The organism is Methylocystis iwaonis (assembly GCF_027925385.1).
Taxonomy (GTDB): domain Bacteria; phylum Pseudomonadota; class Alphaproteobacteria; order Rhizobiales; family Beijerinckiaceae; genus Methylocystis; species Methylocystis iwaonis.
In genome coordinates this window covers 2612012-2629852 of sequence record NZ_AP027142.1, presented here as the reverse complement: position 1 = coordinate 2629852, position 17841 = coordinate 2612012, and the positions used below count along the sequence as shown (strand labels likewise).

Below are 17841 nucleotides of genomic sequence, written 5' to 3'. Positions count from 1 at the left end.
GTCATTGCGAGGAGGCGGAGCCGACGAAGCAATCCAGGGCCGCATCGCTGTCCTGGATTGCTTCGCTTCGCTCGCAATGATGGGCGCTGGGTAAAACCAGCGCTTTTGTGGCTCCGGATTCCCGGTCGGGCTTTCAGCCCGCCGGGAATACGCGCCCCAATGCGAGCTGTTCACCAAACTCCAGCCCGCGTCAGGTAATCACGCTCGGCGTCCTGCGTTGCGTGAAGCGTTCGATCTCGGCGATCTCGTGCGAGAACGCGATAAGGTCGGAAAGCGCTTGCTGAGTCTCCACGAATTGCTTCGCCGGATCGGCCTCGTAGCGCTCGATATAGACGCGCAGAGTCGCGCCCGCCGTGCCTGTGCCCGAGAGGCGATATACGATGCGCGCGCCGTCCGCGAACATCACGCGTAGTCCCTGGTTCTTCGAATCCGAACCGTCGACGGGATCGTGATAGGCGAAGTCATCGGCGTCTTTCACTTCGAGCGCGCCGAAGGCTTTTCCTTTGAGCGAGGGCAGGCGGTCGCGCAGCGTTTTGATGAGCGCATTGGCGCCGTCGCTGTCGACTTCCTCATAGTCGTGGCGCGAATAATAATTGCGGCCATAGGTCGCCCAATGTTCCCGCACAATCGCATCGACGCTCTGCTTGCGCGCGGCGAGCACGTCGAGCCACAGCAGCACGGCCCAAAGCCCGTCCTTTTCGCGCACATGGTTCGAGCCCGTGCCGGCGCTCTCCTCGCCGCAAATGGTGACGAGGCCGGCGTCGAGCAGATTGCCGAAGAATTTCCAGCCCGTCGGCGTTTCATACATGTGAATGCCGAGCTTCGCCGCGACGCGATCGGCGGCGCCGCTTGTCGGCATGGAGCGCGCAATGCCGGCGATGCCGTTCTTGTATCCCGGCGCGAGATGGGCGTTGGCGGCGAGAATGGCGAGGCTGTCGGAAGGCGTGACGAAACGCGCGCGGCCGATGATGAGATTGCGGTCGCCGTCGCCGTCCGACGCCGCGCAAAGGTCGGGCGCGTTGTCGGACATGGCGAGGTCGTAGAGATGCTTGGCGTAGACGAGATTGGGGTCGGGATGATGGCCGCCGAAGTCGGGCAGGGGTTCGCCGTTGAGCACGCTGCCCGGCGCGGCGCCGAGCATGCCTTCGAGAATGGCGTGCGCGTAAGGGCCCGTCACCGCCGACATGGCGTCGAATTTGATCGTGAAGCCCGAGCGGAAGGCATCGCGAATGCGATCGAAATCGAAGAGCGTCTGCATCAGCGCGGCGTAATTTTCGACACTGTCGACGATCTCGACGCGCATGGCGCCGAGCTGCGTGGCGCCGATCCTGTCGATGTCGACGTCCGGCGCCTCTTCGATCTTGAAGGAGGTAATTTCCTTGGTGCGGGCGTAAATGGCTTCCGTCACCTTTTCGGGCGCGGGGCCGCCATTGGCGACGTTATATTTGATGCCGAAATCGCCCTCCGGCCCGCCAGGATTATGGCTCGCCGAAAGGACAATGCCGCCGAACGCCTCGAGCGAGCGGATGAGCGCCGAGACGGCGGGCGTCGATAAAATGCCGCCGCGGCCGACCACCGCGCGGCCGAAGCCATTGGCGGCGGCGATCTTGAGGATTTTCTGGATCGCTTCGCGGTTGTAATAGCGGCCGTCGCCGCCCACGACGAGCGTCTGCCCCTCGAAGCCCTCCACGCTGTCGAAGATCGACTGCACGAAGTTTTCGACATAATGGCGCTGCTGAAAGACCGGAACCTTCTTGCGCAGCCCCGAGGTGCCGGGGCGTTGATCCTGATAAGGGGTAGTCGCGATTTCTTTCGCCATTTCTGCCTCTGCGTGCGGCTGGGATCTTCCCAAAAACGCCGACGGGGCGGAATCTATAGTCGGAACCGCGTTAAAAAAACGGCGGCGCGCTTGCGCGCCGCCGCCGTTTGTCGACAAACTTCCGACGCGGCCTCGTCCTTCGAGACGCGAGCGTCGCTCGCTCCTCAGGATTTGCCTAAGTGGTTGATGCGATAGAAGCCCCTCATGCTGAGGAGCCTGCGCAGCAGGCGTCTCGAAGCACGAGGAGCGTTACCGCCGCTTTGTCAGCGGCGAACTCACCAGCCCCAATAATTATAGGCAGGATAGGCGTAGCCATATCCGTAGGGATAATAGCCGCCGCCGTAATAGGGGTAGTAGCCGCCGTAATAGCCGCTGCTTGAGGCGGCGAGGCCCGCGCCGAGGAGGCCGAGGCCCACGCCAGCCGCAACCGCCGCGCCGGGGTTGTAGCCGCGGCGATAATAGCCCCCGTAATAGGGCCGGCGATAGCCATAGCGATAGCCGCGGCGGTACCAGACCTGATCGACCGGGGCCGAGAGACCCACAGTCGACGGCGGGGCGACGCCCATCGGACCGGCGAGAACTTCGGTGGGGATCGCCGTCATCGCCGTGGCGCCGATCAGGGCGCCGGAAAGCGCTAATTTCAGGCTCTTACGCATATGCACCTCCCAATTTGCGGGCGACGCGGCGAAGACGCGACGCAACAGCCCACAGAACTCGAGCGTCAATACACTCGAATCTAAACCTGAATCGCCGCCCGTCGAGTGGCGCGCGCGTTTCTTTTCTCAATTGGTGAAAATACGGATTACTCGCTGGCCGAAAGTCCCGTCATCGCCTGGCGGGTGAAGTTGACGAGGCGGTCGCGGAAGAAGTCCCGCGTCCGCGCCGCAGTGGACGGATATTGTTCGAGAATCTGGTGGAACATGGCGCGCCCGATCTTGAGCGCCGTCGTCGGCTCCATCGCGCGCGCCGTCACGGACCGCCGCGAGGGCGCCACCAGAGCAGTTTCGCCGATCAGCGCCCAGGGACGCAGGATGTGGCTCGGCGGGCGCGCGTCGTCGTAAGGTAGAAGACCGACCGAGCCCATGGCCAGAATATAGCCCCCGTCGGATTCCTCGCCGCGCCGGAACAGCGTGTCTCCCGAACGAAAGAGTCGCGTCTCCGAGGAGAGCGCCAGTTTGCGCAACGCGCTTCCTTCGAAAATCGCGAAGAGCGGAATGCGCGTCAGATTGTCGATGTCGTCGTCCGGAGCCATTTGATTTTCAGCAAGCGCGACTTATGCCGCTTTTTTATGGCGGGAGGTTCGCCGCTCTCCATTTTTCGATCCGGTAGCCGCCGTCCTCGGTCAGCAGTTTCTGCGGGCGCCGCGGGTCGGTTTCTACTTTCTTCCGCAGCCGATGAATATGGGTTTCCAAGGTTCGCGTCGAGACGCTCGGACCATAGCCCCAGACATCGGCCAGGAGTTCGGCCTTTGTGACGATCGCGCCTCTTGCCCGGATGAGCCGATCGAGGATGGCCGCCTCCTTTTCCGTGAGCCGCGCGCCGAGGTCCGGCGTTTCCAGCGGCGCCGGCGCGAGGGCGGCGAGAAGGTCGGCGAAGCGGAAAGGGCGGGCCAGGGCCGCGTCGGCGTCGGGCGCCGCGTCGCCGATAATGACGATCGGCCCGGCAAAGCCCGCGTCCCTCAGCGCGCGCGCCAGTGCGGGCGCGTCGCAAAAGGCGCCGTCGAGAACCGCCGCATCCGCCTCTGCGGGAGAGGCGCCCACCTCGGCGAGCGCGCGCAACTCATGCCCCCCGAGCGCCGAGAATTGCTGCGCGAGGCTTGCAAAGAGCCCCGGACTGGCAGCGATGAGCAGACGTCGGACCATGAAAGGCGCGCGATCTTTGCTATAGAGCGGGAAACGGAAAGGCGATCTTGGTCCATGCCTCGATTTCGCGCAATGAGCCTCTCGATCCTCCGCGTCGCCCGGCGCATCGGCGGCAAGCCGCATGAAGGGCGGCTGATCGCCGGCGCGCTGGTGATCCCTTGCGCCATCGGCCGCGCGGGCGTCACGCATCAAAAGTGCGAGGGCGACGGCGCGACGCCGGCCGGGCGCTGGCGGATTTTGCGTTTCTATTCGAGGAAGCCTGCGCCCTTGCGCGCGCCCTGGCGGCTGACTCGGCGCGACGATATCTGGTGCGATGATCCGGGAAGCTTTCTCTACAACCGCCCGCTCAAGACGCCGTCGCGGCTAAGCCATGAGGAGATGTGGCGTAACGATCGGCTCTACGATCTCGTTGGGGTGATGGATTACAATATTCGCCCACGCGTGCGGGGCAGGGGCAGCGCGATTTTCTTTCACATTGCGACGGAGGAGTTGGGGCCGACCGCCGGCTGCGTGGCGCTGCGGGCGCGCGACATGGCGCGGCTCGCGCCGAGGCTGGGGCGGAAGGCGGCTATCGTGATTGGCTGACGCTGCTTACCCCCTCCCCAACCCTCCCCCGCTTCGCGGGAGAGGGAGTAGATTGGCGCCTCCCTATAGAATGCTGATCGTGAGCGTCCCCTCTCCCGTGAAACGCAGGGCTGTCCGGGGAAATCATAGGGCCGCGAGCTGGAGCTGCAGACTAGAGAAGTCTCGGCCGGGCTTGGGCCTGATTGGCGGCTTGTCGATAAGCGCGATCGGCCGGCGGTCGAAGAGGAAGCGGCCGACGAGCTCGGCGAAACGCAGTGCCGCCATGTCGATCTTGTGGACGCAGGCGGCGATGCGCAGCAGGGTGAAGGCGATCATCGCGGCGAAGAGCTGCAGGCGCACGGCGTTTTCGGCCTCGCCGATGAAGCTCTTGATGTTGAGATGCTGCTTGATCCAACGGAACAGCAGCTCGATTGCCCAGCGGCCCTTGTAGAGCGCGGCGATTTCCGCGGCCGGGCGGCGCATGTCGTTGACGATGAGGACGATGCGGCCTTTGGCCTCGTCTCTTTCCACGGTGATGCGCCGCAGCGGCATGGGCAGCTTGGAATCGCCTTTGCTGGCCAGCGCCACCTCCTCGTCGGCGATCACGGCGAAGCCGTCGCCCCGCGCGCTTTCGGGGTCGAGCGGGCGGGCGGCGATCGCCCGGAAGCGGGCGTTCGCCTTCGGCCGGGTGACGAAGAAAGCGCCTTGCGCGGCGATCTCGGTCCACCAGCGATAGTCGCAATAGCCTTTGTCGAAGACATAAGCGGCGCCCGGCTCGATATCGGTTTTCTTGCCGATCTCTATGTCGTTCACATTGGCGGGCGTGACTTCCGCGCGAAGGGGCCGATTGGCGCGCGGGTCATGGACCACGTGCATTTTGAGGCCGTGAGTGCGGCCGTTGGAGCGGGCGTAATCGAGGAATTTGCTCAAAGGGATGGGCGTCGAATCGATGAGGCGGATCATGTCCGCGCCCTCCCGGCGCGTATGACGGTCGAGCGCGCCGGAGAGCATGGCGAAGAGATCGGCGAAGACGGCGACGGGCCGGCGGGCGTTGGCGTCGGAAAGGGTCGTGCGCGCGAGCCGCCGCGTCCCGAGGTGATAATGCGCGCGCGCGTCGGCGTTGAAGGCGGGAACGAGGGCGCGCAGGCTGGAGACCCCGGCAAGCTGGGCGTAGATGAGCGCGACGAGGTGATCCCAGCTCTTGAAGGATTTGTCGTAGGCGTCGCCGCCATGCCGCTCGACGATCTGCTTGAAGGCGCGCCGATCGACCGGCTTGAGCAGTTGGGCGAATACAGTAGAGTGCACGGGCATGTCCGGTCCTTTTTTCCAGTCTCGACAACCGGAAAATACCCGACAACCGTCGGGAAAACCGGGCATGCGCCCGCGACCTTTCGACTCATTCCCCGGACAGCCCTGCGTGAAACGGGGGAGGGACAGGGAGGGGGTCAGGCCTGCGGGTACTCCCGCGCCCCCATGATCGCCGACCCCACGCGGACATAAGTGGCTCCGAGCTGGATCGCGAGCTCGAAATCCGAGCTCATGCCCATGGAGAGCTCCGGCACGCCATTGCGCCTGGCGATATCCGCGAGCAGCGCGAAATGCGGCGAGGCCTGCTCGTCGACCGGCGGCACGCACATGAGCCCCGAAATCTCGAGCCCGTATTTGTCGCGGCAGGCGGCGAAGAAGGCGTCGGCGTCCTGCGGCAAGACGCCCGCCTTCTGCGGCTCGGCGCCGGTGTTGACCTGAATGAAGAGGCGCGGGCGCTTGCCCTGTTTCGTCATCTCCTCGGCAAGGGCCTGCGCAATCTTCTCGCGGTCGACGCTCTGGATCACATCGAAGGTCTCGACGGCTTCCTTGGTCTTATTGGATTGCAGCGGGCCGATGAGATGCAGCTCGATCCCCGGGAACTTCTCGCGCAGCGCTGGCCATTTGCCCATGGCCTCCTGCACGCGGTTCTCGCCGAAGACGCGCTGGCCGGCGTCGAGCAGCGGCAGCACATCCTCGGCCGGGAAGGTCTTCGTCACGCAGACGAGCGTGACGGTCGCGGGGTCGCGGCCGCAATCCGAGGCGGCGCGCGCGATGGCGTCTTTGGCGTTGTTCAGGCGGTCGATGATGGACAATGGCTCACTCTCGCGGGGGCTCGCTGAACGGATATTACGGCCGAGGTCGAAAATCCATGGGCTGGAAGAATGAGACGCCCCGATAGCGCTTTTGCCGCGATCGAGGGCGCCGGAGCTTACGCATAGGGAACCCCTTCCTCTCGAAGCCGTTAGGTCTGCGATGTTTGCCGCCGCCAACGGAGCGGCGCGGCCGGGAGGTTGAAAATGACCCATATCGAAGCCTCTTCCACCGAACCTTTTGCCGTCCACACCGCCCATTGCCGGGCCAAATGGGGTTGGATCGTCGCCTTGGGCGCGCTCTTTATCGCCGGCGGCGTCTTTGCGCTGTTCAACGTCTTTGCGGCGACGATCGTCACCGTGATCTATATCGCCGCGGCGATGGTCGTCGCGGGCGGCTGGGAGATCGTTACCGCCTTTCATATTCGCCCCGTGGGACGCGCCGTGCTATGGGGCGTCGTCGGCGCGATTACGGTCTTCGCGGGATTGGCGACCGCGCGCTATCCGCTCGTCGCGGCCATGTCGCTGACGGCGCTCGTCGGCGCGCTGCTGATCGCGGGCGGGATCATGAAGCTCGTCCTCGCCTATCAATTGCGCGATTTGAGCCGCTGGCAGCTCATCGCGCTGGCTGGCGGCCTGAGCTTGCTGCTCGGCATTCTGATTCTCGCCGAATGGCCCGTGTCGGGGCTTTATATCCTGGGGATTTTCCTCGGCGTGAACCTCATCTTCGAGGGCGTCGGCTGGGTGGCGATGGGGCTCGCGGCGAAGCCGGCGGAGAGAATGGCCGCGTAAAGCCAAGGCTCCGAATTTGGGTTAACGAGCAGACGTGTTCCGGCGTCATGGCCGCGCTTGTCGCGGCCATCCACGCCGCGCCGCCACGGAAAAGCTGAGAACATGAGCAGAACAACGCCGCTTCTTCTCTCGTAATGTCCCGGCGTGGATGCCCGCGACAAGCGCGGGCATGACGCGGCTACGTAGGGTTTGTGGAATCGGAGCCCCGGGGCCGCACGTGAGGCCTTGCAGGGACCCTGCAAGGCTTTTAGTGCGCGAATTTTATGATGGCGAAAACCGCGCCGATGAGCGCGAGATTGAAGCCGAAAACCCAGCGCAAGATGTCGTTCTTCGACTGGGAAATCTCCAGTCGAAGCCGCGCCTCGGCCTCGGCGAGGTCGCGATGCAACAGGTCCGTTCCGTGCTTGAGTTCGGCGACGTCCGTCTTTGTCGCCACGCTTTCGGAAAAGGCGGTCTCCAGCGCTTCGGCCGAGGCGCGCGCCTGCTCTGGCGAGAACCCGCCGCGCGTGAGCCGGTCGATATAGGCAAGGGGATTGAAAAGGACCTGGGCTGCCATGGCGCCAGATATAACACTGTCGGCCCCATCGGGCGCGGCCGTCCCCTTTGACATCCCCCCTCCCGACCGGCATTTAGAGGCGCACATTCACGCCTCCCACCGGACAGCCGCCGCAGATGAGACCCGACCGCTATAATTTCGCCGAATCCGAGCCGCGCTGGCAGAAGGTCTGGGAGGGGGCGCAAGTCTTCAAGGCGGGGACGAAGCCCGAGGCGCCCAAATATTACGTGCTGGAGATGTTCCCCTATCCGTCGGGGCGCCTCCATATGGGCCATGTGCGCAACTATTCCATGGGCGACGTCATCGCCCGCTATATGCGCGCCAAGGGCTTCGACGTTCTGCATCCCATGGGCTGGGACGCCTTCGGCCTGCCGGCGGAAAACGCCGCGGCGCAGACCGGCGCGCATCCGGCCAAATGGACCTACGCCAATATCGCCGCCATGCGCGCCCAGCTCAAAACGCTGGGTCTGTCGCTCGACTGGTCGCGCGAGATCGCGACTTGCGACCCCGAATATTACGGCCGCCAGCAGAAGCTCTTTCTGGATTTTCTGAAAGCGGGCATCGTCGACCGCAAGAAATCCAAGGTGAATTGGGACCCGGTCGATATGACCGTGCTCGCCAATGAGCAGGTGATCGACGGCCGCGGCTGGCGCTCCGGCGCGCTTGTCGAGCAGCGCGAGCTGACCCAGTGGTTCTTGAAGATCACCAGCTATTCGGTTGAGCTTCTGGAGGCGCTCGATACGCTGGAGCGCTGGCCCGACAAGGTGCGCCTCATGCAGCGCAATTGGATCGGCCGCTCCGAAGGCATGCTGGTCCGCTTCGCGCTCGCGCAGCCGCTCGACGACGCGCGCGAGATCGAGGTCTTCACCACGCGGCCCGACACGCTCTTCGGCGCGAAATTTGTCGCGCTCGCCGCCGACCATCCGCTGGCCAAGGCGGCCGCCGCGAAGAACCCGGAGCTCGCCGCCTTCTGTGAGGAATGCCGGCGCGGCGGCACCTCGGCGGAGGCGATCGAGACCGCCGAGAAGCAGGGTTTCGATACGGGGCTGCGCGTCGCGCACCCCTTCGATCCGAACTGGTCTCTGCCGGTCTATGTCGCGAACTTCATTCTGATGGACTATGGCACGGGCGCCATCTTCGGCTGCCCGGCGCACGACCAGCGCGACCTCGATTTTGCGACCAAATACGGCCTGGGCTTCAAAATCGTCGTCTGCCCCGAGGGCGCCGATCCCGCCGAGCTCGAAGCCAAAATTGCCAAGAGCGGCGAGGCCTTCGACGGCGACGGCAAGCTCGTGAACTCCTCCTTCCTCGATGGCTTCACCGTCGAGGTGGCAAAGGAGGAGATCGCCAACCGGCTGGAGACGACGGCGCTCTTCAACGCGCCGCAGGGCGCTCGCAAGGTGAACTACAAGCTGCGCGATTGGGGCGTCTCGCGCCAGCGCTATTGGGGCTGCCCCATCCCTATCATCCATTGTGAGACCTGCGGTCCCGTGCCGGTGCCGGACGCCGATCTGCCCGTGAAGCTGCCCGAGGACGTGACCTTCGACCAGCCGGGCAATCCGCTCGATCGCCATGCGACCTGGAAGAACGTCCCCTGTCCCTCCTGCGGCAAGCCGGCGCGCCGCGAGACCGACACGATGGACACATTTGTCGATTCGTCCTGGTATTACGCGCGCTTCACCGACCCGCACAACGCCGAGGCTCCTGCCAGCCCCGAGGCGCTGAAGCGCTGGCTGCCCGTCGACCAATATATCGGCGGGATCGAGCATGCGATTCTGCATCTGCTCTATTCCCGCTTCTTCGCCCGCGCCATGCGCGACAGCGGCCATGCGGCGGTCTCCGAGCCCTTCGCCGGACTCTTCACACAGGGCATGGTGGTGCACGAGACCTACCGCGCTGACGGGCAGTGGGTTTCGCCTGCGGCGATCCGCATCGAAAGCGGGGAGGGGGGCCGCCGCGCCTTCCTGCTCGACGGCGGCGCCGAGGTCGACATCGGTCCCATCGAGAAGATGTCGAAGTCGAAGAAGAACACGGTCGACCCCGACGACATCGTGGCAAGCTATGGCGCCGACACCGCCCGGCTCTTTGTGCTCTCCGACAGCCCGCCCGACCGCGACGTGATCTGGTCTGACGAAGGTGCGCAAGGCGCCTGGCGCTTCGTCCAGCGCCTGTGGCGCATCACCGGCGAGCTCGGCCGCGTGGCCGCGCCTCTCGGGGCGGAGGCGCCGGCGGAGATAGGCCCAGAGGCGCTCAAAATTCGCAAGGCGACGCATAAGACCGTCGCCCAGGTGAGCGAGAATATCGAGCGCCTGCGCTTCAACAGCGCCATCGCCCGCATCCGCGAATATGTGAATGAGCTGACAGCGGCGCTCGACGCCGTGACGGAAACCCCTGTCGGAGCCGATCTCGCCTTCGCCTTCCGCGAGGCGGCGGATGCGCTGGCGCGCCTCGTCGCGCCGATGACGCCGCATGTGGCCGAGGAATGCTGGAAGGATCTTGGTCACAAAGGCCTAGTATCTGAGGCGCCGTGGCCCATTGCCGAGCCGGCGCTCGTGGCGCAGGATATGATAAGCTTGCCTGTGCAGGTGAACGGCAAGAAGCGCGCGGAAATTCTCGTGGCGCATGACGCCGACGAGGAAACCATTCGCCAGGAGGCGCTGGCTCAGGAGGGCGTCATCCGCGCCATCGAGGGCAAGCCTTTGAAGAAGTTCATTCTCGTGCCGAAGAGGATTGTCAATGTGGTCGTTTGAGCGACTCTGGACCGCGAGCCTTCAGGCTCGCCCGACGCCATGCGCGCCTGAAGGCGCGCGGTCCGAACGGTTGCGGGGCTTTTTCCTGATGTTGGCCGCCGCCCTTCCGCTCGGCGGCTGCGTCGAGCCGCTCTACGGCGCGAATGGCGCTTTCGATTCCTCGCCGCTCGCCTCGGAGCTTCAGGCAATTCAAGTCGACGAGATTCAGGGCCGCATGGGCCATTATCTCCACAATGAGCTGATCTACGCCTTCAACGGCACAGGCTCGACGGTTCAGCCACGCTATCGCCTCACCATCACGCTGCGCGAGCGCGTGCAGACGCCGATCCTCGACACGGTCACCGGGCGGGCGACCTCCGCCACCGTCATCGCCGACGCCGACTATCGCCTCGTCACTGTGCCGCAGAATGTGGAAGTGACCAAGGGGACGGCCTTCAACATTGCGAGCTACGATCGCTTCTCGAACCGCTTCGCCAATGTCCGCGCCGCGCGGGACGCAGAAATCCGCGACGCCAAGGTGATCGCGGATTCGATCCGCACGCGCGTTGCGACAGAGATGGCGGCGCGGGCCCCGGCCCTCTCGCGCTGACGCGGGAGAGGGGTGGCGCGTTTATCCACTACGCCGTCATTGCGAGCGCAGCGAAGCAACCCAGAGCAACGCCCGCGGCTCTGGATTGCTTCGCTGCGCTCGCAATGACGGTCATCCCCGTTAGCGGGGCAGGGACAGGGAGGGGGCTGAACCTTGGTCGCCGTCTCGGGCCGCGAGGCTGAGCGCTTCGTTGCGTCTCCGCCGGAGAATATCTTTCTCTTTCTCGTCCATGGCGCCGACGCCGGCATGGTGCGCGAGCGGGCGCTCGCGATCGTCGGCAAGCGCGTGGACGATCGCCACGATCCCTTCCAGTTCGTGGAGCTCTCGGGCGACGCCGTTTCCTCCGATCCGCTGACGCTCCTCGATGAAGCCAACACCACGCCGCTTTTCGGCGGACGGCGCGCCATTCTCGTCGAGACCGGCGCGAAATCCGTCCTTCCCGCGGTCACCTCGCTCGTCTCGGCGCCGCCCGCCGCCTGCACCGTGGTTTTGACAGCCAGCGCGCTGAAGAAGGACGCGCCGCTGCGCAAGCTGGTCGAGGGGGCAAAGCAGGGGGCAGGGATCGAATGCCTGCCCGACACCGAGCAGGATATTCACGCCCTCGTCGACCGCACGCTGCGTGAGGCCAATCTTGTCGCGACGCCGGAAGCGCGCGCGCTTCTCCTCGCGGCGCTGGGCGAGGATCGGCTCATGAGTCGCGCCGAGCTCGCCAAGCTCGTCCTTTATATGCATGGGCGCGAGCATGTCGAAGCGGCGGATGTCGAGACGATCGTCGCGCATGCCTCGAGCATCGCTTCTGACCGAGTTGTAGCGGCGGCTTTTGCCGGCGACGCGGGCGAGACGCTCGACGCTTATTTCGCGCAAGGGGGCGATGCGGGCGCGATTCTCTTCGGCGCCTTGCGTTACGCCGTGGCGCTGCACCGCGCGCGGCTCACGATCGAGCGCGAGAGTGGACGCACGGACGCTGGTGTCACGGCGCTGTTTCGCGCCGGCTTCGGCTTCATGCATCGCGCGCTGATGGAGGAGCAGCTCAAGGCCTGGACCTCGCCGCGTCTCGCCGCGCTGATCGAGCCGCTGCGCGAGGCCCAAACCCGCGCCCGCGCCAATGCGGCAAGCGCGCAAATGGAGGCCGAGCGGGCGTTGTGGCGGGTCGCGAAGGCGGCGCGGCGAAGGTGATTGCGAGTCTCGGACCGCGAGCCTTCAGGCTCGCATTTTTTAAGCGAGCCTGAAGGCTCGCGGTCCTATTCCGCTCAAGCCGCGCTGGCGAGGCTCTCGAATAGCGCGCGGCCATCGACGCCGCCGACCAGCGGGTCGATGAGATTCTCGGGATGCGGCATTAGCCCGAGCACGTTGCGCTGTGCCGAATAGATCCCCGCAATGTCGTTGCGCGATCCATTCGGATTCGCGGCGCCGCCTACGACGCCCGCGGAATCGCAGTAACGGAAGGCCACGAGCCCTTCGCCCTCCAGCCGCTCGATGGTCGCGTCGTCGGCTTCGTAATTGCCTTCGCCATGGGCGATGCAAACTTCGATTGCCTGGCCCTTGGCGTAGTGGCGCGTGAAGGCCGTGTCGTTTCGCTCGACCCGCAGATGCTGCATCTTGCAGACGAAGCGCAGATTGGCGTTGCGCATCAGCACGCCCGGCAGCAGGCCGCTCTCGCAGAGAATCTGGAAGCCGTTGCAGACGCCGAGCACCAGCCCGCCGCGCGCCGCATGCGCCTGCACCGCGCCCATGATGGCGGCCCGGCCGGCGATGGCGCCGCAGCGCAGATAGTCGCCATAGGAGAAGCCGCCGGGCAGAACGACCAAATCCAAGCCGGCCGGCAACTCATGGTCGGCGTGCCAGAGCATGGCGGGCTTCTTCCCCGTCGCCTGCTCGAGCGCGCGCGCCATGTCGCCTTCGCGATTGGAGCCAGGGAAGACGATGACGGCGGCTTTCATGTCTTTAACTCACTTCCTATCAACCGCGTCATTGCGAGGAGCGAAGCGACGAAGCAATCCGGAGCCCCAGTGCGGCTCTGGATTGCTTCGCTGCGCTCGCAATGACGGGCGCGAATGTCACAGATCGATCTGGTAGTTCTCGATGACAGTGTTGGCGAGAAGCTTCTCGCAGGCGGCGGTGAGCTGCGCCTTGGCGGCGGCGGGGTCGGCGCCCGCCATCTCCACGTCGAACACCTTGCCCTGACGGACGCTGGCGACGCCCTCGACGCCGAGCGAGTTCAACGCGCCTTCGATCGCCTTGCCTTGCGGATCGAGGACGCCGTTTTTCAGGGTGACGACGACACGTGCTTTCATGGGGCTCGATTTCCGTTTCTTTGGCGACACGGTTAGCGGCCTTGCGCGAAAAGGGCAAGCGTTCCGCGTGGGTCGCGCGCCCGTCAGAGGAGGCCCGTGTCGCGATAGATGTCGCGAAGCGACAATCGCGCGCCGATGATCGGCAGGTCGAGCTCGGCGTTCGCCGTTTCGAAACGACGCTCGGCGAAGCCAATCTTGCGGTCGTAGGAGACGACTTCGACGGCGTCCTGAGCGACGACAACATACTGCGAGAGGGTCGGCAGCGTCGCATAGGCCTTACGCTTCCAGCGCAGGTCCTTATTGGCGGTCGAGGGAGAAAGAACCTCGAAAGCGACCATCATGTCGCTGCATTCGACGCCTTTGAGATCGTCGTTGGGTCGGATCAAGAGGTCGGGCACCGGGACGCTGATCTCGGACAAGCGAACGCCCAAGCCGGGGAGAACTTCCCACGCGCCATTGCCGTCCCGGGCGAGCGCGCCGAGCAAGAGCGACAGGTTGAGAAGGATTTTCTGATGCAGGCGGCTTGCTGACGCGTTCAAGACCGGCTCCCCCTCGATCAGCTCCCACTTTTCGTCGTCGGGGCGCGCGGCGGTGAACGCGAAGAATTCCTCCGCGTTCATCGGTCGAGGGTCGAGAAAAGGGACGCCCATGGCCTCCTCTTTCTGGTCGGTCTCCTACTGCACCAGCTTGGGCGCGCCGACGCGGACGGTTTCGCCTTCCTGCATGATGCCGAGCCGGCGGGCGACCTCGGTATAGGCCTCCACCAGCCCGCCGAGATCACGGCGGAAGCGGTCCTTGTCCAGCTTGTCGTTGGACTTGATGTCCCACAGACGGCAGCTATCGGGCGAGATTTCGTCGGCGACGACGATTCGCATCATGTCGCCTTCCCACAGCCGGCCGCACTCCATCTTGAAATCGACGAGGCGGATGCCGACGCCCAGGAACAAGCCGGACAGGAAATCGTTGACGCGAATGGCGAGCGCCATGATGTCGTCGATCTCCTGGGGCGTGGCCCAGCCAAAGGCGGTGATATGCTCTTCCGACACCATCGGATCGTCGAGCGCGTCGTTCTTGTAGTAGAACTCGATGATCGAGCGCGGCAACTGCGTGCCTTCCTCGATGCCGAGGCGCTTGGCCAGCGAGCCCGCGGCCACGTTGCGCACGACGACTTCCAGCGGAACGATCTCGACCTCGCGGATGAGCTGCTCGCGCATGTTCAACCGGCGGATGAAATGCGTCGGCACCCCAATGTTGTTGAGGTTCTGGAAGATATATTCCGAGATGCGGTTGTTGAGGACGCCTTTGCCATCGATCACTTCATGCTTTTTGGCGTTGAAGGCGGTGGCGTCGTCCTTGAAATGCTGAATCAACGTGCCAGGCTCCGGGCCCTCGTAGAGGACCTTGGCCTTGCCTTCGTAGATACGGCGACGGCGGTTCATTGGGATCAACCGGGGCTTGAGAAAGTCCATGGGGTCGGCCGCGGCTCCTCCGATATGGTCCCGCGACCGGGATTCGTCCAGGGAGCGGGGGGCTAAAGGTGACCGACCGCAACGATGCGCGGTCGTAACGTCTTTGGGGGCCAGTGACAAGCCAGTGGCCGCCTTATAAAGGCGACGCCTCACTTTATCCGAAACGGAAAGCCGATACAACGCGCTATTTTTGGCTGCGTTTCGCCTTTTTTTGCCATTGGCGCCCGAATATTTTGCAAAGGCGGCTTGGCATTGGCGCCGGGCGCAGTTTTCGCCTATATGCGTGCGGCGCATTCAAGATGCGGCGCGCGGCGGATTCGCCGCCGGATTCCAATATAAAGACAAAACCGGCCGAGGAATGGACATGAGCACTTTCGACCAGCGCGAAGATTCGTTCGAGAAACGCTACGTCCACGATGAAGAGCTGAGATTCCGCGCCGAGGCGCGCCGCAACAAGCTCGTCGGCCTCTGGGCGGCGGAGAAGCTCGGCAAGACGGGCGCGGACGCCCAGGCCTATGCCGAGGCCCTGGTGGCGGCGGAAGTCTCCGCGCATGCCGATGAGCAGGTCGTCGCGACGGTGAAAAAGGACTTCGAGGCCGCCGGCGTCGACCAGTCCGAACATCAGATCCGTCGCACGATGGACGAGATGCTCGCCAAGGCCAAGGCGGAAATCCAGGCGGGCGAGTAAGGCGCAGGCGCCCGTACGATCGTAATGCCTCCCCTTCATGGGGAGGCCGGCCATTGCCGCTGTGCCGCTGGACCGCGAGCCTTCAGGCTCCCCGTCATTGCGAGCGGAGCGAAGCAATCCAGAGCCGCAATGGCTGCTCTGGATTGCTTCGTCGCTTCGCTCCTCGCAATGACGAGCGGTCCAGAGGCGTTCTTTTAAGCTTTCCGCGCCAAGCTCCGCCCATGCGCGAACCCTCCTCTCGAATCGCCCGTCCGGCCGCAAAGCCTCTGCCCGACGCCGCGCGGTTTTCCGCCGCGCCGCAAATAGCCCGAGAGGCCGGCCTTTGGCTGCAGGCGCTCGCGGGCGAAAAACGCGCCTCGCGCCACACGATCGACGGCTATGGACGCGACGTCGCCGGCTTTCTGGCCTTTCTCACGGAACATCTCGGCGCCCGGCCCGATTCTGCCGCGCTCCTCGCCTTGCAGCCGGCGGATTTGCGCGCCTATCTGGCCATGCGCCGCAATGAGGGGCTCGAGAACCGCTCGCTGCTGCGGGCGCTCGCCGCCATCCGCAACTTTCTGCGGTTTTTAGAGAAGAAGGGGCTCGCCAAAACAGACCTCTTCGGCGCCGTGCGCGCGCCCAAGAAGCCGCACAGCCTGCCCAAGGCGCTCGCCGTCCAAGACGCCCGCGATCTCATCGACCCCGAGCAGCGGGCGGGCGAGGCGCGCGAACCCTGGGTGCTGGCGCGGGACGCGGCCGTGCTCGCTTTGCTCTATGGCGCGGGGCTGCGCATTTCCGAAGCGCTGTCGATCGCGCACAAAGATGCGCCGATCGGCGGGATCGACCGGGTGACCATCACCGGCAAAGGGGGCAAGATGCGCACGCTTCCCGTGATCGAGCCCGTGCGGCGCGCAATCGAATCCTATCTCGCGATCTGCCCTTACGAACTCTCCGGCGGCCCGCTGTTCCTTGGCGCCAAGGGCGGACCGCTGTCGCCGCGAATCGTGCAGCTCGCCGTGCAGCGCCTGCGCGGCGCGCTGGGCCTGCCCGACAGCGCGACGCCCCATGCGCTGCGCCATTCTTTCGCGACGCATCTTCTCGGTCGGGGCGGCGACTTGCGTACGATCCAGGAGCTGCTGGGACACGCGTCGTTGTCGACGACGCAGATTTATACGGCCGTCGACAAGAAGCGCCTGCTCGACGCTTATAAATCGGCGCATCCGCGGGCGGATTAGCGTCGGCGCGCCCAAGAATATTTCAGTAGATCGGGTCGATCAGGCTGCCGGTCGTGGGCGCGGCGCCGAGAGTGGGCGCAACGGTGTAGCCGCCGTGAATATTTGTCGCCGAATATTTGCCGCCGGCGATCAATCCGCGCAGCGCGAAGTAACTGTTCCCGGAGCCGTAGGAGACGACATAGCTGGGGGTGCGCGCGCCAGCCCCATCGTTGTCCTTGCCCGTCTCGCTCGATCCGCCCGTGATGGTGATCTTGCTCGAATTGGCCATGGTGATCTGCGCGTTTTCGGAGGCGACTGTTGCGAGGCGTCCGTTCCGATAGAAGAAATTATTCGAGATGTTCCAATTGATCGCATGTTCGAGCACGATGGCGGCCTTGCCGTTGCGATCGAAGAAGCAGTTCGAAACATTATTGCCAAACGCCGCGTCGGCGCCGCTGGCCCAGGTGGAAATCCCCGGCCCATTATTCCATTCGAAGCGTGTGTTCGTGATGGTGTTCGCGTTGCTCCCCGAGCGCAGGTCGAGTCCAGGCCCCCAATTATTGGCGAAGTCGACGTTCGACAGATAGGAATCGATGATATTCATGATTCCAGTGTTATTCGCGCCGAAGGTGCTGTTAGTGATGCGCATGAAGCTCGTATAGGGCGCATTGACGCCGCCGAGACCCACGCCGCAATTAACAACAGTCAGATTGTCGATGCTGAGCGAAAAGCTGCCGTGCGAAATGCCGGTCATGTTGGATGACGCGCAGTCGAGGAAGAGGCCGACAATCGCGCCGCCGTCGGTGACCGATGTGACGTCGAGAAGATAGGCCGATCCCGCCTTGCCCTTGAGGATCGGCCGGGTCGCCGTGTTCGTGGCGTTGTCCATGCCATATTGCTGGACGGCCAAGCCTTGCAGTCGGTTTCCAGAGTTCATATGCACATTGCCGACAATGTAACTGCCTGCGTCGACCCAGCAGGTCTTATTGGCGGCGAGGCAGTTATTGAAGGCGGCGGTGTCGTCGTTCGCGTCAGCGCCATTCGCGCCATAATCCGAAACTGATGCGATGACGACGGCCTGCGTCGGCGACGAGAAAGCAAGGAGCGACAAGGCAAGCGCAGTCAGAAAGCGTTTCATAATATTCTCC

At 64.5% G+C, this 17841-nt stretch carries 19 protein-coding genes; 7 read left to right on the top strand and 12 right to left on the bottom strand.

Annotated elements, in window-relative coordinates; genetic code table 11:
• Positions 1-190 precede the first annotated feature (190 nt).
• The 4 genes from QMG84_RS12755 to QMG84_RS12740 all read right to left on the bottom strand — a co-directional run bounded on the left by QMG84_RS12755 (position 191) and on the right by QMG84_RS12740 (position 3681).
• Positions 191-1819, bottom strand: a complete 1629-nt coding sequence (locus QMG84_RS12755) for an alpha-D-glucose phosphate-specific phosphoglucomutase (protein ID WP_281928310.1) — start codon at positions 1817-1819, stop codon at positions 191-193.
• A gap of 275 nt (positions 1820-2094) precedes the next feature.
• Positions 2095-2475 carry a hypothetical protein gene (locus QMG84_RS12750; RefSeq protein WP_281928309.1) on the bottom strand — a complete coding sequence of 127 codons (381 nt, stop codon included), beginning with the start codon at positions 2473-2475 and terminating at the stop codon, positions 2095-2097.
• A 146-nt stretch (positions 2476-2621) separates the two neighbouring features.
• A complete protein-coding gene (locus QMG84_RS12745) occupies positions 2622-3071 on the bottom strand; it encodes a cyclic nucleotide-binding domain-containing protein (RefSeq protein ID WP_281928308.1) in 450 nt (149 codons plus the stop codon).
• A gap of 34 nt (positions 3072-3105) precedes the next feature.
• A complete protein-coding gene (locus tag QMG84_RS12740) occupies positions 3106-3681 on the bottom strand; it encodes a winged helix-turn-helix domain-containing protein (RefSeq protein ID WP_281928306.1) in 576 nt (191 codons plus the stop codon).
• Between the two features lie 72 nt (positions 3682-3753).
• On the opposite strand from QMG84_RS12740, the gene QMG84_RS12735 reads away from it, so the two are divergent.
• The gene (locus tag QMG84_RS12735) at positions 3754-4266 is read left to right on the top strand and encodes a L,D-transpeptidase family protein (protein ID WP_281928305.1); all 513 of its coding nucleotides are present in this window, start codon (positions 3754-3756) and stop codon (positions 4264-4266) included.
• Between the two features lie 123 nt (positions 4267-4389).
• Here the strand turns inward: QMG84_RS12735 and QMG84_RS12730 are convergent, their stop codons facing one another.
• Together QMG84_RS12730 and QMG84_RS12725 are read right to left on the bottom strand one after the other, a co-directional pair.
• Positions 4390-5556, bottom strand: a complete 1167-nt coding sequence (locus QMG84_RS12730) for an IS4 family transposase (protein WP_281927877.1) — start codon at positions 5554-5556, stop codon at positions 4390-4392.
• Between the two features lie 134 nt (positions 5557-5690).
• Positions 5691-6365: a YggS family pyridoxal phosphate-dependent enzyme gene (locus QMG84_RS12725; protein ID WP_281928303.1), complete on the bottom strand. Its 675-nt coding sequence runs from the start codon at positions 6363-6365 to the stop codon at positions 5691-5693.
• Between the two features lie 204 nt (positions 6366-6569).
• Here QMG84_RS12725 and QMG84_RS12720 point away from each other — a divergent pair, with 204 nt between their 5' ends.
• Entirely contained in the window at positions 6570-7154 is a 585-nt protein-coding gene (locus QMG84_RS12720; RefSeq protein ID WP_281928302.1) for an HdeD family acid-resistance protein, read from the top strand.
• 247 nt (positions 7155-7401) lie between these two features.
• On the opposite strand, the gene QMG84_RS12715 is transcribed toward QMG84_RS12720, so the two are convergent.
• Positions 7402-7710 (bottom strand): CCDC90 family protein, encoded by a 309-nt coding sequence (locus QMG84_RS12715; RefSeq protein WP_281928300.1) that lies wholly within the window; start codon positions 7708-7710, stop codon positions 7402-7404.
• A 116-nt stretch (positions 7711-7826) separates the two neighbouring features.
• Between QMG84_RS12715 and leuS the strand changes: the two genes are divergently transcribed.
• The 3 genes from leuS to holA all read left to right on the top strand — a co-directional run bounded on the left by leuS (position 7827) and on the right by holA (position 12225).
• Entirely contained in the window at positions 7827-10460 is a 2634-nt protein-coding gene (gene leuS, locus QMG84_RS12710) for a leucine--tRNA ligase (protein WP_281928299.1), read from the top strand.
• A gap of 88 nt (positions 10461-10548) precedes the next feature.
• Complete coding sequence (locus QMG84_RS12705; protein ID WP_281928298.1) at positions 10549-11049, top strand: hypothetical protein; 501 nt, start codon at positions 10549-10551, stop codon at positions 11047-11049.
• A gap of 153 nt (positions 11050-11202) precedes the next feature.
• The gene (gene holA, locus QMG84_RS12700) at positions 11203-12225 is read left to right on the top strand and encodes a DNA polymerase III subunit delta (RefSeq protein ID WP_281928297.1); all 1023 of its coding nucleotides are present in this window, start codon (positions 11203-11205) and stop codon (positions 12223-12225) included.
• A gap of 74 nt (positions 12226-12299) precedes the next feature.
• On the opposite strand, the gene purQ is transcribed toward holA, so the two are convergent.
• The 4 genes from purQ to purC form a co-directional block, all read right to left on the bottom strand.
• Positions 12300-12989 (bottom strand): phosphoribosylformylglycinamidine synthase subunit PurQ, encoded by a 690-nt coding sequence (gene purQ, locus QMG84_RS12695; protein WP_281928295.1) that lies wholly within the window; start codon positions 12987-12989, stop codon positions 12300-12302.
• A 117-nt stretch (positions 12990-13106) separates the two neighbouring features.
• A complete protein-coding gene (gene purS, locus QMG84_RS12690; RefSeq protein ID WP_165047870.1) occupies positions 13107-13343 on the bottom strand; it encodes a phosphoribosylformylglycinamidine synthase subunit PurS in 237 nt (78 codons plus the stop codon).
• A gap of 83 nt (positions 13344-13426) precedes the next feature.
• Positions 13427-13993, bottom strand: coding sequence for a Uma2 family endonuclease (locus tag QMG84_RS12685; protein ID WP_281928292.1), 567 nt, complete (start codon positions 13991-13993; stop codon positions 13427-13429).
• A 24-nt stretch (positions 13994-14017) separates the two neighbouring features.
• Complete coding sequence (purC, locus tag QMG84_RS12680; protein WP_165047872.1) at positions 14018-14812, bottom strand: phosphoribosylaminoimidazolesuccinocarboxamide synthase; 795 nt, start codon at positions 14810-14812, stop codon at positions 14018-14020.
• 364 nt (positions 14813-15176) lie between these two features.
• Here purC and QMG84_RS12675 point away from each other — a divergent pair, with 364 nt between their 5' ends.
• Together QMG84_RS12675 and QMG84_RS12670 are read left to right on the top strand one after the other, a co-directional pair.
• A complete protein-coding gene (locus tag QMG84_RS12675; protein WP_281928288.1) occupies positions 15177-15500 on the top strand; it encodes a DUF1476 domain-containing protein in 324 nt (107 codons plus the stop codon).
• A gap of 221 nt (positions 15501-15721) precedes the next feature.
• Complete coding sequence (locus tag QMG84_RS12670) at positions 15722-16714, top strand: tyrosine recombinase XerC (protein ID WP_281928286.1); 993 nt, start codon at positions 15722-15724, stop codon at positions 16712-16714.
• A gap of 22 nt (positions 16715-16736) precedes the next feature.
• On the opposite strand, the gene QMG84_RS12665 is transcribed toward QMG84_RS12670, so the two are convergent.
• Entirely contained in the window at positions 16737-17831 is a 1095-nt protein-coding gene (locus QMG84_RS12665; RefSeq protein WP_281928285.1) for a right-handed parallel beta-helix repeat-containing protein, read from the bottom strand.
• Positions 17832-17841: the final 10 nt, after the last annotated feature.